Genomic DNA, 17,909 nt, shown 5'->3' with positions numbered 1-17,909 from the left:
AAATGCCATGAAAAAACCTGATTTTTCTACCTTAGAACCTAAGAAAAACATCTTAATTAAAGGAGCACAATTGCACAACCTTAAAAATTTAGATGTTGCTATTCCACGAAACAAACTCGTTGTAATAACAGGTCTTTCAGGTTCAGGAAAATCGAGTTTGGCTTTTGATACTTTATATGCCGAAGGACAACGCCGATATGTAGAAAGTTTATCGTCTTACGCACGTCAATTCTTAGGAAGATTAGACAAACCAAAGGTTGAATACATAAAAGGAATTGCGCCTGCGATTGCAATCGAACAAAAAGTAAACACCAGTAACGCCCGTTCAACCGTTGGAACTTCTACCGAAATTTATGATTATTTAAAATTGTTGTTTGCCCGAGTTGGAAAAACCTACTCGCCTATTTCTGGGAAAGAAGTAAAAAAAGATACCGTTTCGGACGTGATAAATGACATCAAAGAATTTCCTTTAGACAGCAAATGGTTGCTACTTGCTCCAATTCACTTGGAAGAAGGAAGAGCTTTGGAAGACAAACTAAAAGTCTTATTACAACTAGGTTTTGCACGTATTTTAGTGGATAACGAAATGGTGCGTTTGGATACGATTGACCAACATCAATTGGACAACAAAGATATTTTGTTAATCATTGACCGTATTGTTGTCAAAGAAGAAGAAGAATTTTTCAATCGTTTAGCCGATGCAGTTCAAACGGCATTTTATGAAGGTAAAGGCGTTTGTTATTTACAAGAAGTTGATACTAAAAAACGCTTAGAATTCAGTTCTAATTTTGAATTGGATGGCATTACTTTTTTAGAACCAAATATTCACTTATTCAGTTTTAATAATCCTTATGGAGCTTGTCCTACATGCGAAGGCTATGGAAGTGTTATCGGAATTGATACCGATTTAGTGATTCCAAATACAGCCTTGTCTGTTTATGAAAATGCAGTATTTCCTTGGCGTGGCGATAGTATGAGTTGGTATCGAGATCAATTGGTAAACAACGCTTATAAATTTGATTTTCCAATTCATAAACCATTTTTTGAACTTTCAGACGAACAAAAACAACTGATTTGGGACGGAAATAAATACTTTACAGGATTAAACAATTTCTTTTCGGAATTAGAAGAAAAGAATTATAAAATTCAAAACCGCGTTTTACTTTCAAGATATAGAGGTAAAACAAAATGCAATACGTGTAAAGGCAAACGATTACGTTCAGAAGCCAATTACATAACCGTTGGTGGTAAAACGGTTTCTGATTTAGTGGATTTACCAATCGTAAATTTGATTGATTTCTTCAAAAAATTAGAATTAAACGAATATGATACCAAAGTGGCTAAGCGTTTGTTAATCGAAATCAACAATCGTTTGGACTTTTTATTCAATGTAGGATTGAGTTATTTGACGTTGAATCGTAACTCTAACTCACTTTCTGGTGGAGAATCGCAACGTATTAACTTAGCAACTTCGTTAGGAAGTAGTTTGGTGGGTTCGATGTACATTTTAGACGAACCAAGTATTGGTTTACACCCAAAAGATACCGAAAGATTAATCGAGGTATTAAAAGATTTGCGCAATTTAGGAAACACCGTTATCGTAGTAGAACACGACGAAGACATTATGAAAGCCGCTGATATGATTATTGATATCGGTCCCGAAGCGGGAACTCATGGTGGTGAATTAGTAGCACAAGGAACCTATAACGAAATTCTAAAAGCTGATTCTTTAACAGCAAAATACTTGAATGGAAAAGAAGAAATTTCGGTTCCAAAAACCAGAAGAAAATTCAAAAATCATATTGAAGTTATTGGCGCGAGAGAAAATAACTTAAAAAATGAAAACTTCACTTTCCCTCTAGAATGTTTGACAGTGATTACAGGTGTTTCTGGTAGTGGAAAAAGTACATTGGTGAAGAAAATTTTGTTTCCAGCCCTTCAAAAGAAATTAGAAGGTGTTGGAGAAAAAGCAGGCCAATTTACCGAATTAGCTGGAAGTTTCTCACACATCAAACATATCGAATACGTAGACCAAAATCCAATTGGAAGAAGTTCACGTTCAAATCCGGTTACTTACATAAAAGCTTACGATGATATTCGTGAACTATTTGCAAAACAGAATATTTCGAAACTTAGAAACTATCAAGCCAAACACTTCTCTTTTAACGTGGAAGGTGGACGATGCGAAGTTTGTAAAGGTGATGGCGAAGTAACTATCGAAATGCAATTCATGGCTGATGTTCACTTAGAATGTGAAGCTTGTAATGGAAAACGTTTTAAAAAGGAAATTTTAGAAGTTACATTTGAGGGTAAAAACATCAATGATATTTTAACTTTGACAATTGATGATGCTTTGGCATTTTTTGGAGCACAAAATCAAACTAAAATCACGCAAAAATTACAACCTTTGCAGGATGTTGGTCTAGGTTATGTACAATTAGGACAATCCTCCTCTACTCTTTCTGGTGGAGAAGCGCAACGTATTAAATTGGCTTCATTCTTGGTAAAAGGAACGATTAAAGATAAAGCATTATTCGTATTTGACGAACCTACAACAGGTTTACATTTTCATGATATCAAAAAATTATTAGCTTCGTTTGATGCTTTGTTAGACAAGGGGCATTCGATTATTGTAATTGAACATAATTTAGATTTAATTAAATGTGCTGATTATATTTTGGATATTGGTCCAGAAGGAGGTGAAAATGGTGGAAAGTTAATAGCTTTTGGAACACCTGAAGAAGTGGCTAAAAACAAGAATTCGGTTACTGGAAAATACTTAAAAGAGAAATTATAGAAAAATGATAAACCCTTCTGCAAATGGATGGATTGACAAGTTTTTTGCTGAAAATCAAACTAATTTTATTGATTTTCAAGGCGATTATTTGTCATTTTACGAAGATTGTAGAGCAACGGGTTTTATTTATGGTTATGTAGTTAATTTCCAACTTAAAAATCAAATTAACACCAGCAAATGGTCGTATGATGAAATAACAAAAGTAGGGTTTGTCAATACATTGTATTCGATTTATGCACTTCAAAATGCTAGTCCAAAATCGGAAGATTTTATTAAATCGGTATATAAGTTCTACGGTCTTATTCAGCCCGAAAATCTGAATTTTATCAAGAAATTATTACCAGAAGGAAGTCACAGTTCGCGATTAGAAAAGGTTATTGACGATAGAATTCAAACCAATCAGAACAGCATTAGCAAAAACTTTTCTCACATTATAACCAATGCTTTGTTGTTTATTGATGTTTTGGCGTTTCACTATTTTATAAAAAACGGTGAATTACAATCGGATTACTTAAAAAATGTAGAATCGGATTGTATTAAATTGGTAGCCTTGGCTTTAAATATCAAGCAAAATAAGTCTAAATATGATGAACTTTTAGTAAAGTTATTTGAAAATTCTATTCGCTACACCAAATTTACAAGTATCGAAAATATTGAGTTTTCAGATTTGAAATTAAACCGTTATCCCGATGTTTTAGAGAAATTATACTTGTTAGATATTGCTCAAATGGCATTGTGGAGCGATGAAAAATTAGAACAACATGAAGTTTCTTTTCTAGAAAATTTGACTAACGATTTAAAACTCAATAAAGTCATTTTAGATAAAAGTATAGGTGAAATTGATTACTTTATTAATAAGTACAATCATGAAATTCCGTTCTTTAATTATTCCAATCCTATCAAACATTTTTACGATCAAGCCAATAAAAATGTAACCAAACTAATCATTCGAAACAAAGACAGATTAACAAAAGAAATTAAGGAAAGTGGCGAATTGATGCAACTTTTAGCCAAATCAACCACTAAAGATTTGAGCAAAGACGAAAAAAAGAAAGTAAAAAAACAGTTACTAGATATCTGTAAAACAGTTCCGTCGTTAACTATATTTTTACTTCCTGGTGGTGGCTTATTATTGCCTATTTTGATAAAATTTATTCCGCAATTATTGCCTTCTGCTTTTAATGAGAATTTAGATGATTAAAACTTCAACTGATACACATCATCCAAGTCTTTATCGCAACTAAAATTCACACCTAAATCGGTTACATAACCATCGTTAAGACCATAAACCCAACCGTGTAACGATAACTCTTGTCCGTTTTTCCATGCGTTTTGAACAATGGATGTTTTGGCTAAATCCATAACTTGTTCTTTTACATTGATTTCTACGAATTTATTGAAGCGTTCTTTTTCATCGGTAATGGCATCTAATTCTTCATGATGAAAACGATATACATCTTTAATATGACGAATCCAATTATCAATAATTCCAATAGAAGTATTTCCCATTGCGGCTTTAACTCCACCACAACCATAATGTCCACAAACAATGACATGTTTTACTTTTAAAGCGTTTACAGCGTAATCCAATACGCTTAACATGTTCATATCAGAATGCACAACCATATTAGCAATATTTCGATGTACAAAAACTTCTCCAGGTTCAGCCCCAATAATTTCATTTGCAGGAACACGACTATCCGAACAACCAATCCATAAAAGTGGTGGACTTTGTCCGTCGGCTAAATTTTTGAAATAGTTTGGGCTAATGGCTAATTTGTTCTCCACCCATTTTTTGTTATTGTCTAATATCTTTTTGTAAAAATCAGTCATTTTCATTGTATATGTGGTATCAAATATAAAATAAAAAAGCTATCAATTCCATGTTACAATTTGGTAAATGATAGCTTTTTATAATTATGGTTTAAAATTTACTTTAGTGTCTTAGTGCTGTAACCGTAAATTCAGGATTAGAATTATCTTTAATATACATAACATCATCATAGAAAATTACTTTACCCGACTCGATATCGTGCATTGCTCCTACAATTCCGATTTGACCTTCTTCTAACATTTGTTCTAAAACAAAACTTCTTTCGATTATGTTTTTTACACTTCGTTTTACATTGATTTCTGCTACATTTTCAACGAATCCACTGTTTTTTGAAGTTCTGTCATCTGTCGTTTCTTTTTCTTGATAAACTGCAGGTTGAATTTTTGATAATAGTTCAGTTAAATTTCCCATTTCAACATGATCACAAGCTCCTTTTACAGCGCCACATTTTGAATGACCTAAAACAACGATTAATTTAGAACCAGCTACTTTACAAGCAAATTCCATACTTCCCAGAATATCGGTATTTACGATATTTCCAGCAATTCGTACCGAAAAAATATCGCCTAAACCTTGATCAAAAATCAATTCCGCTGAAGTTCTACTATCAATACAACTTAAAATCGTAGCAAATGGCCATTGTCCATCACGAGTTTCGTTGGCTTGTTCTAATAAGTTTCTGTTCGCTTTTAAATTATTAATAAATCGATCATTTCCCTCTTGTAAAAATTGTAATGCTTTACGAGGTGTCATTTGTGCTTGAGTTTCTTTATTATGTGCTTTCATATTTATTCTATTTCTTTTTTATCTTCTTTAATTTCAATGTGTTTAAATTCAGTATTATCTAAATTATAATGCTCTTTAAATCCTTTTAAGGTTAAATCTATTTTTTTGTCTTCGGCTTTTACATTCCTAAAATCCTTTATCAATTCTACCACATCAAAATCAATATATTTGGTGTTTGATGCATCGATAACTAATTTAGAACCTTTTGGAATACTTCCTAATGTATTTTTAATAGCTGCTTTATTTAAAAATGAAACTTCTTCAGCTAGTTTAATTGTAATTATATCACCATTGTGTAATGATTCCTTTTTGAAAGAATAAGCAAATTTCAAGTTTTGATACAAGATAAATATTATACTCACTGCTAAACCAATTCCTACACCTTTTAATAAATCGATACGAACAACCGCAATTACGGTAACTACAAAAGGAATAAATTGAGAATATCCATTATTCCACAAGTGAACAAAAACGCTTGGTTTCGCTAATTTATATCCAACCATTAATAAAACCGCAGCCAATGCAGCTAATGGAATTTTATTTAAGATAAACGGAATGGATAATGCAAAAGTGAATAACAACAATCCATGAAAAATAGTTGAGAATTTAGTTCTACCACCAGAATTTATATTGGCAGACGAACGAACAACAACAGATGTCATTGGCAAGCCACCTAATAAACCACTAACAATGTTTCCAATACCTTGAGCCTTCAACTCACGATTTGTGTCTGTAAATCGTTTGTAAGGATCTAATTTATCTGTCGCCTCAATACATAATAATGTTTCAATGGACGCAACAACAGCAATGGTTACCGCTACAATCCACACTTTTTCGTTTGTTAAGGAAGCGAAATTTGGTAAAGCAAATCCATTACTAATTTCAGTAAAAGAAGGCAAACTCACCAAATGGTTTTGAGTAACAATCGCTAAACTTGAACCCGATTGAATAAAAAATTCATTCAATAAAATACTAACTACAACGACAACTAATGCTCCAGGAACAACTTTTATATTTTTTAAAGCAGGAACCTTTTCCCAAGTAATTAAGATAGCAATTGATAATAACGCTATTATCAAAGCACCTGTATGAATATAGTTGATAGACTCAATTAAAGTATCAAAGGTAGTATGACCCGATTTTTCAATATAGAAAAAATCGCCCTCGTTATCTACATCATGACCAAAAGCATGTGGAATTTGTTTTAAAATAATAATGATTCCAATAGCAGCTAACATTCCCTCAATAACACTTGTGGGAAAATAATTAGAAAAACTTCCCGCTCTTAAAAAGCCTAAAGCGATTTGAATTAATCCTGCTAAAATTACCGCAACTAAGAAAATATCAAATCCTCCCAAATCAGTAATTGCTGCAAGAACGATAGCTGTTAACCCCGCTGCAGGTCCAGTAACACTCAATGCTGAATTACTTAAAAAACCAACAACTACACCGCCAATTACACCCGAAACAATACCTGAAAACAAAGGTGCTCCAGATGCTAATGCAATTCCTAAACACAATGGCAAAGCCACTAAAAATACAACAAGACCAGATGCAAGATCTCCTCTTACATTGGAAAAAATAGAATGATTATTCATGAATTTTTTTGTATAATACATTAATAGTACACTCAAAAATTAAAAGAGTGTTAATAAAGAAAAACGAAATGTATTATGAGAAATTAGGAGGTGGAGAGAAAATTTGGTGTGCCAAATTGTCAAAACTTAATAAATCGTGTTCTATTAGAACATTAAGTTTTGCTAACTCTCCGAATGAAAAATGAACAACTGAATAATTCGTAGTTTGTACCGTTTTAATTTCATTAAATAGCGAATGATTTTCCTCTTCTTCACACATCGTGTAAAAATAAGAGGTATCTGCTTCTTTATCTACCATACCAATTAATGTTGGAGTAGCTAAAAAAGTAATGAATAAGAATAAAAAAACAGTTGATAAAAACTTCATATAACAAATATAAAAATATTTTATAGTAATTCAACTATTAGTAAAAAAATAATGCTGTGAATTTTCACAGCATTATTTTTTTGAGCATCTTAAATTTCTTCGTCCAACCAAGCTTTGAGCATCCAGTTGGTTTTTTCTTGCTCGGCAATAAAATCACACATCATAGAATTAGTTCCTTCATCATTTATTTCTGATGCTTTAGCTAAAATTACTCTTTCAACTTGTAGCAAAACACTTAACGATTCTAAAATCAGCTGAATAGCTTCTACATCTTTTAAAATATCTTTTCCTACTTTTAATTTGCTATTTGCAATATAATCTGAAAATGTATGCAAAGGAGTTCCTCCTAAAGTAAGTACACGCTCTGCAATTAAATAAATTTTTAACTGACTATCGTTGTATAATTCTTCAAATTTTAAGTGCAAATCAAAAAATCTTTTTCCTCTAATATTCCAATGTAAACCCCTTAAATTTTGATAATATATTTGAAAGTTTGATAACAATCCGATCAATTCATTTACTAATTCTTCAGATTGTTCAACTGGTAATCCTAAGCTATTAAGTTTCATAATTTAGTACTTATTTTCTCAAATTTACAAAATTCCACACCCTTCCCTATAAATTTAATTGATAGTTTTTATATTTGCATCAAATTTACCAATGTTATGACAATTACTCAATTATACTATGTTTTGGCAGTAGCCGAATATAAAAACTTTACGTTAGCTGCTGAAAAATGTTTTGTAACACAACCTACATTAAGTATGCAAATTCAAAAATTAGAAGATGAATTAGATATTTTAATTTTTGATAGAAGCAAAAAACCAATATTGTTAACAGAAGTTGGTGAAAAAATCGTTAACCAAGCAAAAAACATAGTAAACGAAGCAGGAAGAATTAAAGATATTGTTGACCAACAAAAAGGCTACATTGGTGGCGAATTTAAAGTGGGGATAATTCCAACAGTAATGCCAACATTACTTCCTATGTTTTTGAGTAATTTCATTAAAAAATATCCAAAAGTCAATTTAATTATTGAAGAACAAACCACTGAAGATATTATCAAGAAATTAAAAAATGGTCATTTAGATTGTGCTATTGCAGCTACACCACTTGAAGAAGAAAATTTAAAGGAAATCGTTTTATATTACGAACCTTTCGTAGCTTATGTACCTTCAAATCATCCATCGATTGAAAAAAAAGAAATTGAAATCTCCGATTTAGACTTGGACAAGATTTTACTTTTACAAGACGGACATTGTTTCAGAAATGGAATTCTTAACTTGTGTAAAAACAATAAATATATAGCTGATAGTCATTTTCAATTGGAAAGCGGCAGTTTTGAAACGCTTATCAAACTAGCCGATGAAGGTTTAGGAACTACTTTGCTTCCTTATTTGCATACTTTAGATTTGAATGAAAAAAATAAAGAAAAACTAAAACCGTTTAAAGATCCAAAACCTGCGAGAGAAGTCAGTTTGATTTATCCTAAAAACGAATTGAAAATACACATTATTAACGCCCTACGAGATACTATATCTGGCGTTGTCCGTGGAGCAATAGCTTTTAGTGATGTAGAAATTATAAGTCCAAAAACAAAATAAATTTCAATTTAAACCATAAAAAAAGTCCCGAGATTATCGGGACTTTATATTTTTAGTTGATATAAATTAAACATTGTCTTAATTCTGGCTTCTCTTCGGTAAACTGTAAAAGCCACTCTCTCAATTGATCTATTTCATAAGGAAGCAATATTCTCACTGCTTTCTCTAATTCTTTACAAAATAGTTTCGCATCAAAACTCACTCTCTCCAAAATTGACTTGGTGTAAGAAAACATCGGTCTGGGCATACTTTTTCTAGATAAAAGGTTAGACTGGGGGTAAGAACTTGTCGTAAAGATAAATAAAAAAATCTTTCGAAAACGTTATAGTTAATAAAAAAAATGCTAAAATTTTATTAAATTCTTACTTTACAGTAAAAATCATACATTTTTTGTAGCGCGTAACATTTCGCGTTTTCCTGGAGCTCCAGGTAGTTTTTCAATTGAAAATCCGACACTTAGCATTGCGTTCTTAATAGATGAACGGCAAGCATAAGTAACAAGAGTTCCTTTTGATAAAAGTGCATCGTACATTTTCTTAAAAATGACTTCACTCCATAATTCGGGTTGTAATGGAAATCCGAAGGCATCAAAATAAATCAAATCGAATTGGTTTTTGTCTTCGATATCTTGAAAAAACTGTTTTCTCTTAGTTAAATGAAAATTTTCAGAAATCGTTTCTTGTTTTTCCCAATCACAAGAATGCATTTTATCAAAAATCTCCTGATACATTTCGGAATCTAATTCAGAAACATAATTCATTTGCGCTATTTCTTCCTGAGAAATGGGATATGCTTCTACTCCAACGTAATTAACTTTTTCTTTATTTATAGTTTCCAAAAAAGTAATGAAAGCATTCAAACCCGTTCCAAAACCAATTTCTAAAATAGAAATCGAATCCTGATTTTGAAATAAATCCAATCCGTTCTTGATAAAAACATGTTTCGCTTCCTGAATAGCACCATGAGTAGAATGATAGTTCTCGTCCCATTCTGGAATTCGTATAGTCGTGGATCCGTCGTCGGTGATAATGATTTCTCTTTTCATAATAAATTCAAAAAGAAAAGGTTTAAGAATTCGAAATCTAGCTCTTAAACCTTTTTTATTTTAATGAGTACATTACTCAATGTACAATTTCTTAATTTTCGGTATCGGTCCTCCACATTTTACTTCGTGGCATTTGATACAAGCATCAATTCCGTTATTAAAATGTTCTTTAGCATTTTTTGGATCTTGATAAATCAATTCCTGAGCTTTGATAAATTTAGCCGCTTGCTCATCAAAAAAAGCATCTTTATCGGTTTCGTCAGTCATTACTGCTTTATGAATGCGAATAAAATGTTGCGGAAATTTACCAATGGTATCTCCTTTCATGATGCGTTCTTTCAAACGTTCATTATCAACATACATTTGTTCCATAAGAGCTGCCATTTCTGACATTTCATACATTTCAAAACCGTCTTTATTTACTTTTGAATCGGTTTCACAAGCTTCTTTATCTGTAACTTTTTCATCCAGTTTCTTATCACAAGAAATCGACAAAATAGCAAAAGATACTAGTAGAATTAACTGTTTCATTATTTAGCAATTAAAACACCATTTGCCATAAACGAGTACGTTACTTTTGGCTCTACAATACTGTCAATTGCTGCTTGTGATTTTCCAGCATCTTTTGCATAATGTTTTAAAACATCAACACTTTCAACGCTTACAAATGCTTTTCCGTTCACAATAACTTCTTTGTCTTGTGCATTTTTTGGAACAAAGAAACCATAGTCTTTAAATTTTACAAAAGCTTCTTTATCATTTGCTAAATCTAATGTCATCCAACAACCTTTCTTTTGACAAACTTCGTTGATTCCTGATTTGAATTTTACTTCTAAAGTATCGCCTTCTTTTAAAGATTTGAATTTTTCCATCATTTCAGCATTCGATAAAGCGCCTTCAGATGAAATAGAGTCGCCAAAAACAGCATAATCTACTTTAGCAATTTCTGGAGTAGTTTCTTTTTTTTGTTCACATCCAACAAATGCAATAGTTAGAAGTGATAGAGTAAGTATTTTTTTCATTTTAATTGTGAATAATTTCAACAAAAATAACGATATTTTTTATATTTTCGGAGCATCAAAAAAGAAAGTTTCATCTCTTGTAAAAGAAGTTAACGACACGAAGATTTCTTATTTATTTAGGTGATTTAAAATCAATTTAAAGTTTTTATCAAGATAAAGTTTTGTCAGTTGTTGATAATTATTTTTTGGTAAGTAAAAATAAAACTTCTTTTTTTTAGTAAATTTGCAACGAATACGTAAAAATCTACCTTTTTTTTGTTGATTTTACAAAACTATAAATTATAACAGTTTGACCCTAATGGAATTAAAAACTTTAAACGAAATTGAAATTATTTCGGCTCCTCATTCAAAAATCAGCGAGGTTGATTTTGAAAACCTAACCTTTGGTAATGTCTTTACAGACCATATGTTAGTATGTGATTATGTAGATGGAGCATGGCAAAAACCTGTTATAGAACCATATGCACCTTTCATGATTGATCCTTCTGCAAAAGTGTTCCACTACGGACAAGCTATTTTTGAAGGAATGAAAGCTTACAAAGATGAGCAAGATGACGTTTGGTTGTTTAGACCAGATGAAAATTATCACCGTTTTAATAAAAGTGCTACTAGAATGGCAATGCCAGAAGTTCCTGAAGATGTTTTCTTAGGAGGTTTACACCGTTTATTAGAAATTGAAAAAGAATGGGTTAAAAAAGGAAAAGGAAATACTTTGTATATCCGTCCTTTTATGATTGCAACCGGACATGGTGTAATTGCGGCTCCTTCTCAAGAATACCGTTTTATGATTATATTATCACCAGCTCGTGCTTATTATTCTGGTGAAGTTAGAGTACTTATTGCGGAACATTTCAGTAGAGCGGCTAACGGAGGAATTGGTGCGGCTAAAGCTGCAGGAAATTACTCTGCACAGTTTTACCCAACAAAATTAGCAAACGAGCAAGGTTTCCAACAAATCATTTGGACAGATGATGCTACGCATACCAAACTGGAAGAAGCTGGAACCATGAATGTTTTCTTTAGAATTAATGATACAATTTACACAGCACCAACAAGTGAAAGAATCCTAGACGGTGTTACTCGTAAAAGTGTTATCGAATTAGCGCAAAGAGAAAACATTAAAGTAGAAGTACGTTCGGTTTTAGTTGACGAATTAGTATCTGCTGCAAAAGATGGTTCATTAAAAGAGATCTTTGGTGCAGGAACTGCGGCAGTGATTAATCCAATCGTAGGTTTTTCTTATTTAGGTGAATACTATGAATTACCAAAATTAGAAAACTCGGTGGCTTTAGAAATTAAAGAAAAGCTAACTAACATTCAATATAAATTAGCAGAAGACACTTTTGGTTGGACTGTTAAGATATAGTGTTCAGTGTTCAGTGTTCAGTGTTCAGTGTTCAGTGTTCAAAATTAAAAAACATATAAGTAAAAAGGCGATTTCAAAATTGAAATCGCCTTTTTTTATTTTAAAATTTCCTCAAAATTAGGTTTAAAGTAATTTGGACCTTTCATTACTTTTCCGTCTTCTCTATAAATAGGTTTTCCGTCTTCTCCAAGTTTACTCATATTTGAACGTTGAATTTCATCAAACACTTCTTCAATTTTATGTTGTAATCCGTGTTCTAAAATGGTACCACACAAAATATATAACATATCGCCTAGAGCATCGGCAATTTCAACGATATCATTGTTTTGAACGGCTTCTAAATATTCTTCATTTTCTTCTTTCATTAGGTTAAAACGAAGTTCATTTTTTAAAGCACCTAAATCGGCTTTCATTTCTTCACTCACTCCTAAACCATAGGTTTCATGAAAAATTCTTACTGCTTTTAATTGTTTTTGCATAATTGACCTTATAAATTTCTCTAAATTAAAAAATTAGATAGTATTAAATTCTTATTTTTGTAAAAATTTTCAATATGTTTTCAACAGGACAAATCTACTTTGCTATTTTCTTTATAATTGCGTTTGTAACCACAATGATATTGGTATACCGTAAAGATTTAAGACAAATGAAACCGTTCTATAAAGGAACCTATTGGGTATTTATTGGATTTTTAGGCTTCATTGGGTTACTCTTTTTAATTAAAGTACTAATGAAAGATTAATTTTCTTACTTTTGAAAAACAAATTCATGCCCTGATGAGAATTTTAAAATACATACTTCTTTTATTGCTTCTATTTAGTGTGGCCTTTGTTGTCTTTGTTGCTACTCAGCAAAGCGACTATAGAGTGGTTCGCTCTAAAGAAATAAAAGCTTCAAAGGATATTGTTTATAATTTTGTTTCCGATAGCACTTCTTTAGTTGATTGGAATCCTTGGGATAAAGACAATGCGGTTTTTAAAAATCTAAAATCAGTTCCAGGTGATACAATTATGCAAACCATTACGGTTTCAGGTGAGAAAAACGATTCCTTTATGCGTTTTCAAAAAACAAAAAAAGGAGCTTTAGTTACTTGGGAATTAAAAGGGAAATTAGATTTTGAATTAAAATTATTGAGTGTTTTACAAGGTGGCGTTGATAATGTATTAGGAGATAAATTAGAAGACGGATTAAACAACATTGACACCTATTTAGTTAAGGAATTGACTACTTACAATATTAAAATTCACGGATTGATAACTAAACATGCAACCAATTATATCCAACAAATAGATACTTGTTCATTTGCCGATTTTCAAAAAGTTTCTAAAACCATGTTGCAAAATATGATGGCTTTTGTGGAGAAAAACGATATTATCATTACGGGTTTACCTTTTATTACTTATGATACTTGGGATAAACAAAACAAAACAACCATTTTTTCAATGTGTGTTCCGGTTGAGGAAGAAATTTTAACAACTCCAGGAAGCGAAATTTCAGGAGGTCATTTTGATGAATTTTTAGCTGTAAAAACAACTTTAACTGGCGATTATTCTCACAATCAAGAAGCTTGGGACAAAACTTTAGCTTATATTAAAAAGAAAAAACTAATTGAGGATTTAGAAGGAACTAACATTGAAGTTTATAAAGTTAGTTTACCAAAAGAACGTAAACCTTCAAAATGGGTAACCGAAATTTTTGTACCAATAAAAAAACGAGTTTACATTCCAAAACCAAAACCAGTTGAAACTGAAGTAGAAATCACTACACCTGTAGAAGGAACGACAACTAATACAAATCAATAATTATTTTTAAATTTTATACTAATGAATAAACTTTTTTCATCAATTGTTTTTATACTAATTGGATCTTTTATAAATGCACAAGAAGTTGAAATTAAAGACGATAAAGTTCTTTTAGATGGAACACCAATTTTAAAATATGAAAAAATTAATGTTAGCCAACATTCCTTTTACTCATTAGAAGGCGATGACGAAATATTGCTATTCAAATGGCATTCCAACGAAACAAATGGATATACTGATGATGATTACATCATTCTAAACTTTTTAACCGCTAAAGTAAAAGTTGAATCTACAAGTGTTGAGCATATTATTTCAGGATTAGGTATGAATTCGAAAAAGAATATGCAAAAATTAGTAAAATGGCTATTAAAAGAAAAGGTTATTGATAGCAAAGGAATTTTAAATATTGAAAAAGTACAAACATTTTACGACAAATACAACGAAGACATAACGATGAGAACTTCTAGATAAAATAAAAAAAGGACATTTAAAATGTCCTTTTTTTTATTCTTTATTCTTTCCTATCAAATGCTTAACAACGGTTTCAGCGGCATGTAAACCAAACAAAGCTGGCATCCAACTGTTCGTTCCGTAAAAAGATTTCTTGAAATTTGTTCCATCAGTGGTTTTTACACTAGAATAATCTGGTCGTTCGTATGAATATACCACTTTTACTCCTTTTGAAATTCCTTCCATTTTTAAACGCTTGCGTACATTCTTCGCTAACGGGCAATATTCTGTTTTGCTTATATCACGAACTCTTACTTTTTCGGCTTCAAACTTCCCTCCTGCTCCCATGTTACTAATAACTTTAACTTTTTTGCGTTTGCAAGCAACAATTAAATTAATTTTTGGCGTAACACTATCAATACAATCTAAAACATAATCAAACTCTGGAGAAACCAATTCAAAAGCACGTTCTGGCGATAAAAACTCTTCTATTCGGGTTAATTTTAATTCTGGATTAATATCCATCAAACGATCTCCTACAATTTTTACTTTGGGTTCACCAACGGTGCTGTGCAAAGCGGGCAATTGCCGATTAATATTTGTAATATCCACCACATCTCCATCAACAATAGTCATAGAACCAACACCTGCACGAGCTAAAAATTCGGCAGCAAAACTTCCTACACCGCCTAAACCAACTACTAAAACATTTGCGCTTTCAAGTTTTTGAATTCCTTCTTCTTTAAATAATAAAGCTGCTCTTTCTTTCCACTTTGCCATTTTAATTTGTTTATGAAGACAAGTCACAACTTATCTTTACGAGTTTATTGTTTAACTGAAAATCCTTGAAAAATTAGTAAAAACGATTGTTTTCATTTCCTCAACTGAAATTCCTTTTATCGAAGCTGCTTTTTCATAAACTTCATAAATAGATTCTTCAATAGTATCGGTTTCTAATAAAACTTGATTTTCGGGTGCAAATTTAAACACTTTTTCTAATTCTTTGTTACGAAGTAAGTATTTTCCAAACGAAAGATAAAAACCATTTTCAAAAAGCGATTTTGCAACTTGTTCGTTTTTTGAAAAACCGTGAATTAGCATTGGATTTATAATTTTCATCTCTTTTTTGATGGCTATAACTTCATCAAAAGCAGCAACACAATGTAAAACAATTGGTTTATTGGTTTGTTGTACGATTTCTAATTGCTTCTTGAAAACAGATATTTGTAACTCCATTGGAATTTCAATTCGTTTGTCTAAACCACATTCACCAAGTGCTAAGCATTCCGACAATTGCAGTTTTTCTTTGATGATTTCTAAATCTTTTTCTAATCTACTTTCATCAATAAACCACGGATGAATTCCGATAGAATAGTTTGGAATATTCGTATCAAATTCCCACGGATATTGATTTACAACTTCAATAACATCCGATAAATTAGAAAATTTGTGCGTATGTAAATTGATGAATTTAGTCATGGAATTTTTTTACACCAGCATTAATTTCAATATCCAAATCGTTTTCTAAAGGTACAATTGGGCACGAATATTCATAATTATAAGCACAATATGGGTTATACGCCTGATTAAAATCGATTGTTATTTTTCCCGATTTTGGAATTCGCATATCAATATAGCGACCGCCAATATAACTATCTTTTCCACAGGTTAAATCAGAAAATGGAAGAAACAAGTAATCGTTAAAACCTGGTTTTTTTGACAATTCGATATTTTGAAACACATTTAATTTCAATGCTTTACCATCAATTGAAAAGTGCAATTCCCCATATTTTTTATACATTGGCGTTCTACTGGTTGTAGTTTTCATTTTGAACGATTTTTCTCTTTTTGTACGGATAAAAACCGCTTCAACCATAAATTTTTCGTCAATTGGATAAAAATCTAATCCTTTAAATTGCTTTAAATCGTCTTTCATTAGAGGACTTTTTAGCGAATCTGCATAACTTTTGTTTAATTCGGCTTGAAATTTTTCGGCTGCAGCCACATCTTTTTGAGCAAAAATTATGGAGGAACAAAAAAGAAAAAGAATGATTTTTTTCATGAGTAGTGTTTTTTACAAAAATATATAATTTCTATAACATTTTAATCGTGTTGGCTTTCGTAAATTTGCACATCAATAATCACTATGATACAACGCGCTTTTAATAAATATATCGACAATTTTAGAGGATTTTCTCGTGAAATATGGATTCTTACACTAATTACTTTCATAAATCGTGCGGGTACAATGGTACTTCCTTTCTTATCTAAATATTTGAAAGAAGATTTACATTTTTCGTACAGTCAGGTAGGTTGGATTATGGTGAGTTTTGGATGTGGTTCCATTTTGGGTTCATGGCTAGGCGGAAAGTTATCTGACAAAATTGGATTTTATAAAATAATGATTTTTAGTTTATTAACCAGCGGAATTTCGTTTTTCGGATTGCAATTTGTAACTAGTTATGAAGGTTTATTGCTTGCCATATTTTTAATAATGGTAGTTGCAGATATGTTTAGACCCGCAATGTTTGTGTCGTTAGGAGCTTACGCCAAACCCGAAAACAGAACTAGAGCATTAACATTGGTGCGATTAGCAATTAATTTAGGCTTTGCAGCTGGACCAGCACTGGGTGGATTATTAATTATGAGTGTAGGTTACAAAGGATTATTTTGGGTAGATGGTGCAACGTGTATTATAGCCATTTTGCTCTTTTGGATTTTAGTAAAAGAAAAGAAAAAATCAAAATATACCGACAAAGAACATCCTGGAGAAGTATTAACGTATTCGGTTTTTAAAGACAAACCTTTTTGGATTTTTCTTGCAGCAACATTAGTAACTGGAATCTTATTTTTTCAATTATTTACAACCATTCCGTTATATCATAAAGAACAATTTAACTTATCGGAATTTCAAACAGGATTACTTTTAACGTTAAACGGAATTTTAGTTTTCTTTTTAGAAATGCCAATTGTGAGTTATATTGAAAAACATAAAATCAATAAATTAAAAGTTATTACCTATGGTTGTGCTGCTATGGCAATTAGTATTTTTTTACTTTTAATTAATCAATGGGCTGGTATTTTAATTATTATGATGTTATTTATGACGTTTGCCGAAATGTTTGCTTTTCCGTTTTCCAATTCGTTTGCAATGAGCCGTGCTCCTAAAGGACATGAAGGACGTTATATGGCGATTTTTACAATGAGTTATAGTTTAGCTCATATTTTAAGTGCAAAA

At 31.4% G+C, this 17,909-nt stretch carries 21 protein-coding genes; 8 read left to right on the top strand and 13 right to left on the bottom strand.

All coding sequences use genetic code 11. The features are described 5' to 3' along the window. The first annotated feature begins 7 nt into the window (after positions 1–7). Positions 8–2,797 (top strand): excinuclease ABC subunit UvrA, encoded by a 2,790-nt coding sequence (uvrA, locus tag OJ995_RS12025; protein ID WP_264369648.1) that lies wholly within the window; start codon positions 8–10, stop codon positions 2,795–2,797. A 4-nt stretch (positions 2,798–2,801) separates the two neighbouring features. Then, entirely contained in the window at positions 2,802–3,998 is a 1,197-nt protein-coding gene (locus OJ995_RS12020) for an LETM1-related biofilm-associated protein (RefSeq protein WP_264369647.1), read from the top strand. Here the strand turns inward: OJ995_RS12020 and can are convergent. The 5 genes from can to OJ995_RS11995 form a co-directional block, all read right to left on the bottom strand. Beyond that, entirely contained in the window at positions 3,995–4,630 is a 636-nt protein-coding gene (can, locus tag OJ995_RS12015; protein ID WP_133607466.1) for a carbonate dehydratase, read from the bottom strand. The two genes, OJ995_RS12020 and can, sit on opposite strands and share 4 nt — an antisense overlap. Before the next feature lie 103 nt (positions 4,631–4,733). Beyond that, positions 4,734–5,417: a carbonic anhydrase family protein gene (locus OJ995_RS12010; RefSeq protein ID WP_264369646.1), complete on the bottom strand. Its 684-nt coding sequence runs from the start codon at positions 5,415–5,417 to the stop codon at positions 4,734–4,736. Positions 5,418–5,419: 2 nt separating this feature from the next. Beyond that, on the bottom strand, positions 5,420–7,015 hold the full coding sequence (locus OJ995_RS12005; protein WP_264369645.1) for a SulP family inorganic anion transporter: 1,596 nt from the start codon (positions 7,013–7,015) through the stop codon (positions 5,420–5,422). Positions 7,016–7,088: 73 nt separating this feature from the next. After that, positions 7,089–7,382, bottom strand: a complete 294-nt coding sequence (locus OJ995_RS12000; protein WP_264369644.1) for a hypothetical protein — start codon at positions 7,380–7,382, stop codon at positions 7,089–7,091. Between the two features lie 89 nt (positions 7,383–7,471). Then, positions 7,472–7,951: a Dps family protein gene (locus OJ995_RS11995; RefSeq protein ID WP_264369643.1), complete on the bottom strand. Its 480-nt coding sequence runs from the start codon at positions 7,949–7,951 to the stop codon at positions 7,472–7,474. A 96-nt stretch (positions 7,952–8,047) separates the two neighbouring features. Between OJ995_RS11995 and OJ995_RS11990 the strand changes: the two genes are divergently transcribed. Further along, positions 8,048–8,986 carry a LysR substrate-binding domain-containing protein gene (locus tag OJ995_RS11990; protein WP_264369642.1) on the top strand — a complete coding sequence of 313 codons (939 nt, stop codon included), beginning with the start codon at positions 8,048–8,050 and terminating at the stop codon, positions 8,984–8,986. Positions 8,987–9,038: 52 nt separating this feature from the next. Here OJ995_RS11990 and OJ995_RS11985 read toward each other — a convergent pair whose 3' ends face one another. The 4 genes from OJ995_RS11985 to OJ995_RS11970 all read right to left on the bottom strand — a co-directional run bounded on the left by OJ995_RS11985 (position 9,039) and on the right by OJ995_RS11970 (position 11,053). Next, positions 9,039–9,233 carry a hypothetical protein gene (locus OJ995_RS11985; protein ID WP_111565666.1) on the bottom strand — a complete coding sequence of 65 codons (195 nt, stop codon included), beginning with the start codon at positions 9,231–9,233 and terminating at the stop codon, positions 9,039–9,041. A gap of 132 nt (positions 9,234–9,365) precedes the next feature. Then, on the bottom strand, positions 9,366–10,031 hold the full coding sequence (gene mnmC2 / locus OJ995_RS11980; RefSeq protein WP_264369641.1) for a tRNA (5-methylaminomethyl-2-thiouridine)(34)-methyltransferase MnmC2: 666 nt from the start codon (positions 10,029–10,031) through the stop codon (positions 9,366–9,368). A gap of 72 nt (positions 10,032–10,103) precedes the next feature. Further along, the gene (locus OJ995_RS11975) at positions 10,104–10,562 is read right to left on the bottom strand and encodes a hypothetical protein (protein WP_264369640.1); all 459 of its coding nucleotides are present in this window, start codon (positions 10,560–10,562) and stop codon (positions 10,104–10,106) included. After that, on the bottom strand, positions 10,562–11,053 hold the full coding sequence (locus OJ995_RS11970) for a DUF4920 domain-containing protein (RefSeq protein ID WP_264369639.1): 492 nt from the start codon (positions 11,051–11,053) through the stop codon (positions 10,562–10,564). Before OJ995_RS11970 ends, OJ995_RS11975 begins: the two co-directional genes overlap by 1 nt. Before the next feature lie 298 nt (positions 11,054–11,351). Between OJ995_RS11970 and OJ995_RS11965 the strand changes: the two genes are divergently transcribed. Further along, complete coding sequence (locus tag OJ995_RS11965) at positions 11,352–12,419, top strand: branched-chain amino acid aminotransferase (RefSeq protein ID WP_264369638.1); 1,068 nt, start codon at positions 11,352–11,354, stop codon at positions 12,417–12,419. A 95-nt stretch (positions 12,420–12,514) separates the two neighbouring features. On the opposite strand, the gene OJ995_RS11960 is transcribed toward OJ995_RS11965, so the two are convergent. After that, positions 12,515–12,898, bottom strand: a complete 384-nt coding sequence (locus OJ995_RS11960; RefSeq protein ID WP_133607486.1) for a pyrophosphohydrolase domain-containing protein — start codon at positions 12,896–12,898, stop codon at positions 12,515–12,517. A 74-nt stretch (positions 12,899–12,972) separates the two neighbouring features. Between OJ995_RS11960 and OJ995_RS11955 the strand changes: the two genes are divergently transcribed. Genes OJ995_RS11955 through OJ995_RS11945 form a run of 3 tightly spaced genes read left to right on the top strand, consistent with a single transcriptional unit; the run spans position 12,973 to position 14,692 of the window. Next, a complete protein-coding gene (locus tag OJ995_RS11955) occupies positions 12,973–13,161 on the top strand; it encodes a hypothetical protein (protein ID WP_133607488.1) in 189 nt (62 codons plus the stop codon). Positions 13,162–13,195: 34 nt separating this feature from the next. Continuing rightward, a complete protein-coding gene (locus OJ995_RS11950) occupies positions 13,196–14,221 on the top strand; it encodes a GyrI-like domain-containing protein (RefSeq protein WP_264369637.1) in 1,026 nt (341 codons plus the stop codon). A 21-nt stretch (positions 14,222–14,242) separates the two neighbouring features. Then, positions 14,243–14,692, top strand: coding sequence for a hypothetical protein (locus OJ995_RS11945; RefSeq protein ID WP_264369636.1), 450 nt, complete (start codon positions 14,243–14,245; stop codon positions 14,690–14,692). Between the two features lie 33 nt (positions 14,693–14,725). Here OJ995_RS11945 and OJ995_RS11940 read toward each other — a convergent pair whose 3' ends face one another. The 3 genes from OJ995_RS11940 to OJ995_RS11930 are packed head-to-tail and all read right to left on the bottom strand — an operon-like array spanning position 14,726 to position 16,733. After that, on the bottom strand, positions 14,726–15,451 hold the full coding sequence (locus tag OJ995_RS11940) for a tRNA threonylcarbamoyladenosine dehydratase (RefSeq protein WP_264369635.1): 726 nt from the start codon (positions 15,449–15,451) through the stop codon (positions 14,726–14,728). A gap of 51 nt (positions 15,452–15,502) precedes the next feature. Beyond that, positions 15,503–16,150 carry a TatD family hydrolase gene (locus tag OJ995_RS11935; protein ID WP_264369634.1) on the bottom strand — a complete coding sequence of 216 codons (648 nt, stop codon included), beginning with the start codon at positions 16,148–16,150 and terminating at the stop codon, positions 15,503–15,505. Beyond that, positions 16,143–16,733: a DUF1684 domain-containing protein gene (locus tag OJ995_RS11930; protein WP_264369633.1), complete on the bottom strand. Its 591-nt coding sequence runs from the start codon at positions 16,731–16,733 to the stop codon at positions 16,143–16,145. Before OJ995_RS11930 ends, OJ995_RS11935 begins: the two co-directional genes overlap by 8 nt. Positions 16,734–16,817: 84 nt before the next feature. Between OJ995_RS11930 and OJ995_RS11925 the strand changes: the two genes are divergently transcribed. Continuing rightward, on the top strand, positions 16,818–17,909 hold a 1,092-nt coding region (locus tag OJ995_RS11925), incomplete at its 3' end, for an MDR family MFS transporter (RefSeq protein ID WP_264369632.1).

The organism is Flavobacterium lacisediminis (genome assembly GCF_025909975.1).
Lineage (GTDB): Bacteria > Bacteroidota > Bacteroidia > Flavobacteriales > Flavobacteriaceae > Flavobacterium > Flavobacterium lacisediminis.
This window is presented reverse-complemented; position numbering and strand designations above follow the sequence as displayed.

Bases quoted from the DNA above. Each gene is read 5' to 3' on its own strand.
- mnmC2 (WP_264369641.1), bottom strand. From the start codon at position 10,031: ATGAAAAGAGAAATCATTATCACCGACGACGGATCCACGACTATACGA.
- OJ995_RS11960 (WP_133607486.1), bottom strand. From the start codon at position 12,898: ATGCAAAAACAATTAAAAGCAGTAAGAATTTTTCATGAAACCTATGGT.
- OJ995_RS11990 (WP_264369642.1), top strand. From the start codon at position 8,048: ATGACAATTACTCAATTATACTATGTTTTGGCAGTAGCCGAATATAAA.
- OJ995_RS11955 (WP_133607488.1), top strand. From the start codon at position 12,973: ATGTTTTCAACAGGACAAATCTACTTTGCTATTTTCTTTATAATTGCG.
- OJ995_RS11965 (WP_264369638.1), top strand. From the start codon at position 11,352: ATGGAATTAAAAACTTTAAACGAAATTGAAATTATTTCGGCTCCTCAT.
- OJ995_RS11935 (WP_264369634.1), bottom strand. From the start codon at position 16,150: ATGACTAAATTCATCAATTTACATACGCACAAATTTTCTAATTTATCG.
- OJ995_RS11975 (WP_264369640.1), bottom strand. From the start codon at position 10,562: ATGAAACAGTTAATTCTACTAGTATCTTTTGCTATTTTGTCGATTTCT.
- OJ995_RS11950 (WP_264369637.1), top strand. From the start codon at position 13,196: ATGAGAATTTTAAAATACATACTTCTTTTATTGCTTCTATTTAGTGTG.
- OJ995_RS11995 (WP_264369643.1), bottom strand. From the start codon at position 7,951: ATGAAACTTAATAGCTTAGGATTACCAGTTGAACAATCTGAAGAATTA.
- uvrA (WP_264369648.1), top strand. From the start codon at position 8: ATGAAAAAACCTGATTTTTCTACCTTAGAACCTAAGAAAAACATCTTA.
- OJ995_RS12020 (WP_264369647.1), top strand. From the start codon at position 2,802: ATGATAAACCCTTCTGCAAATGGATGGATTGACAAGTTTTTTGCTGAA.
- can (WP_133607466.1), bottom strand. From the start codon at position 4,630: ATGACTGATTTTTACAAAAAGATATTAGACAATAACAAAAAATGGGTG.
- OJ995_RS11985 (WP_111565666.1), bottom strand. From the start codon at position 9,233: ATGCCCAGACCGATGTTTTCTTACACCAAGTCAATTTTGGAGAGAGTG.
- OJ995_RS12000 (WP_264369644.1), bottom strand. From the start codon at position 7,382: ATGAAGTTTTTATCAACTGTTTTTTTATTCTTATTCATTACTTTTTTA.
- OJ995_RS11945 (WP_264369636.1), top strand. From the start codon at position 14,243: ATGAATAAACTTTTTTCATCAATTGTTTTTATACTAATTGGATCTTTT.
- OJ995_RS12005 (WP_264369645.1), bottom strand. From the start codon at position 7,015: ATGAATAATCATTCTATTTTTTCCAATGTAAGAGGAGATCTTGCATCT.
- OJ995_RS11930 (WP_264369633.1), bottom strand. From the start codon at position 16,733: ATGAAAAAAATCATTCTTTTTCTTTTTTGTTCCTCCATAATTTTTGCT.
- OJ995_RS12010 (WP_264369646.1), bottom strand. From the start codon at position 5,417: ATGAAAGCACATAATAAAGAAACTCAAGCACAAATGACACCTCGTAAA.
- OJ995_RS11970 (WP_264369639.1), bottom strand. From the start codon at position 11,053: ATGAAAAAAATACTTACTCTATCACTTCTAACTATTGCATTTGTTGGA.
- OJ995_RS11940 (WP_264369635.1), bottom strand. From the start codon at position 15,451: ATGGCAAAGTGGAAAGAAAGAGCAGCTTTATTATTTAAAGAAGAAGGA.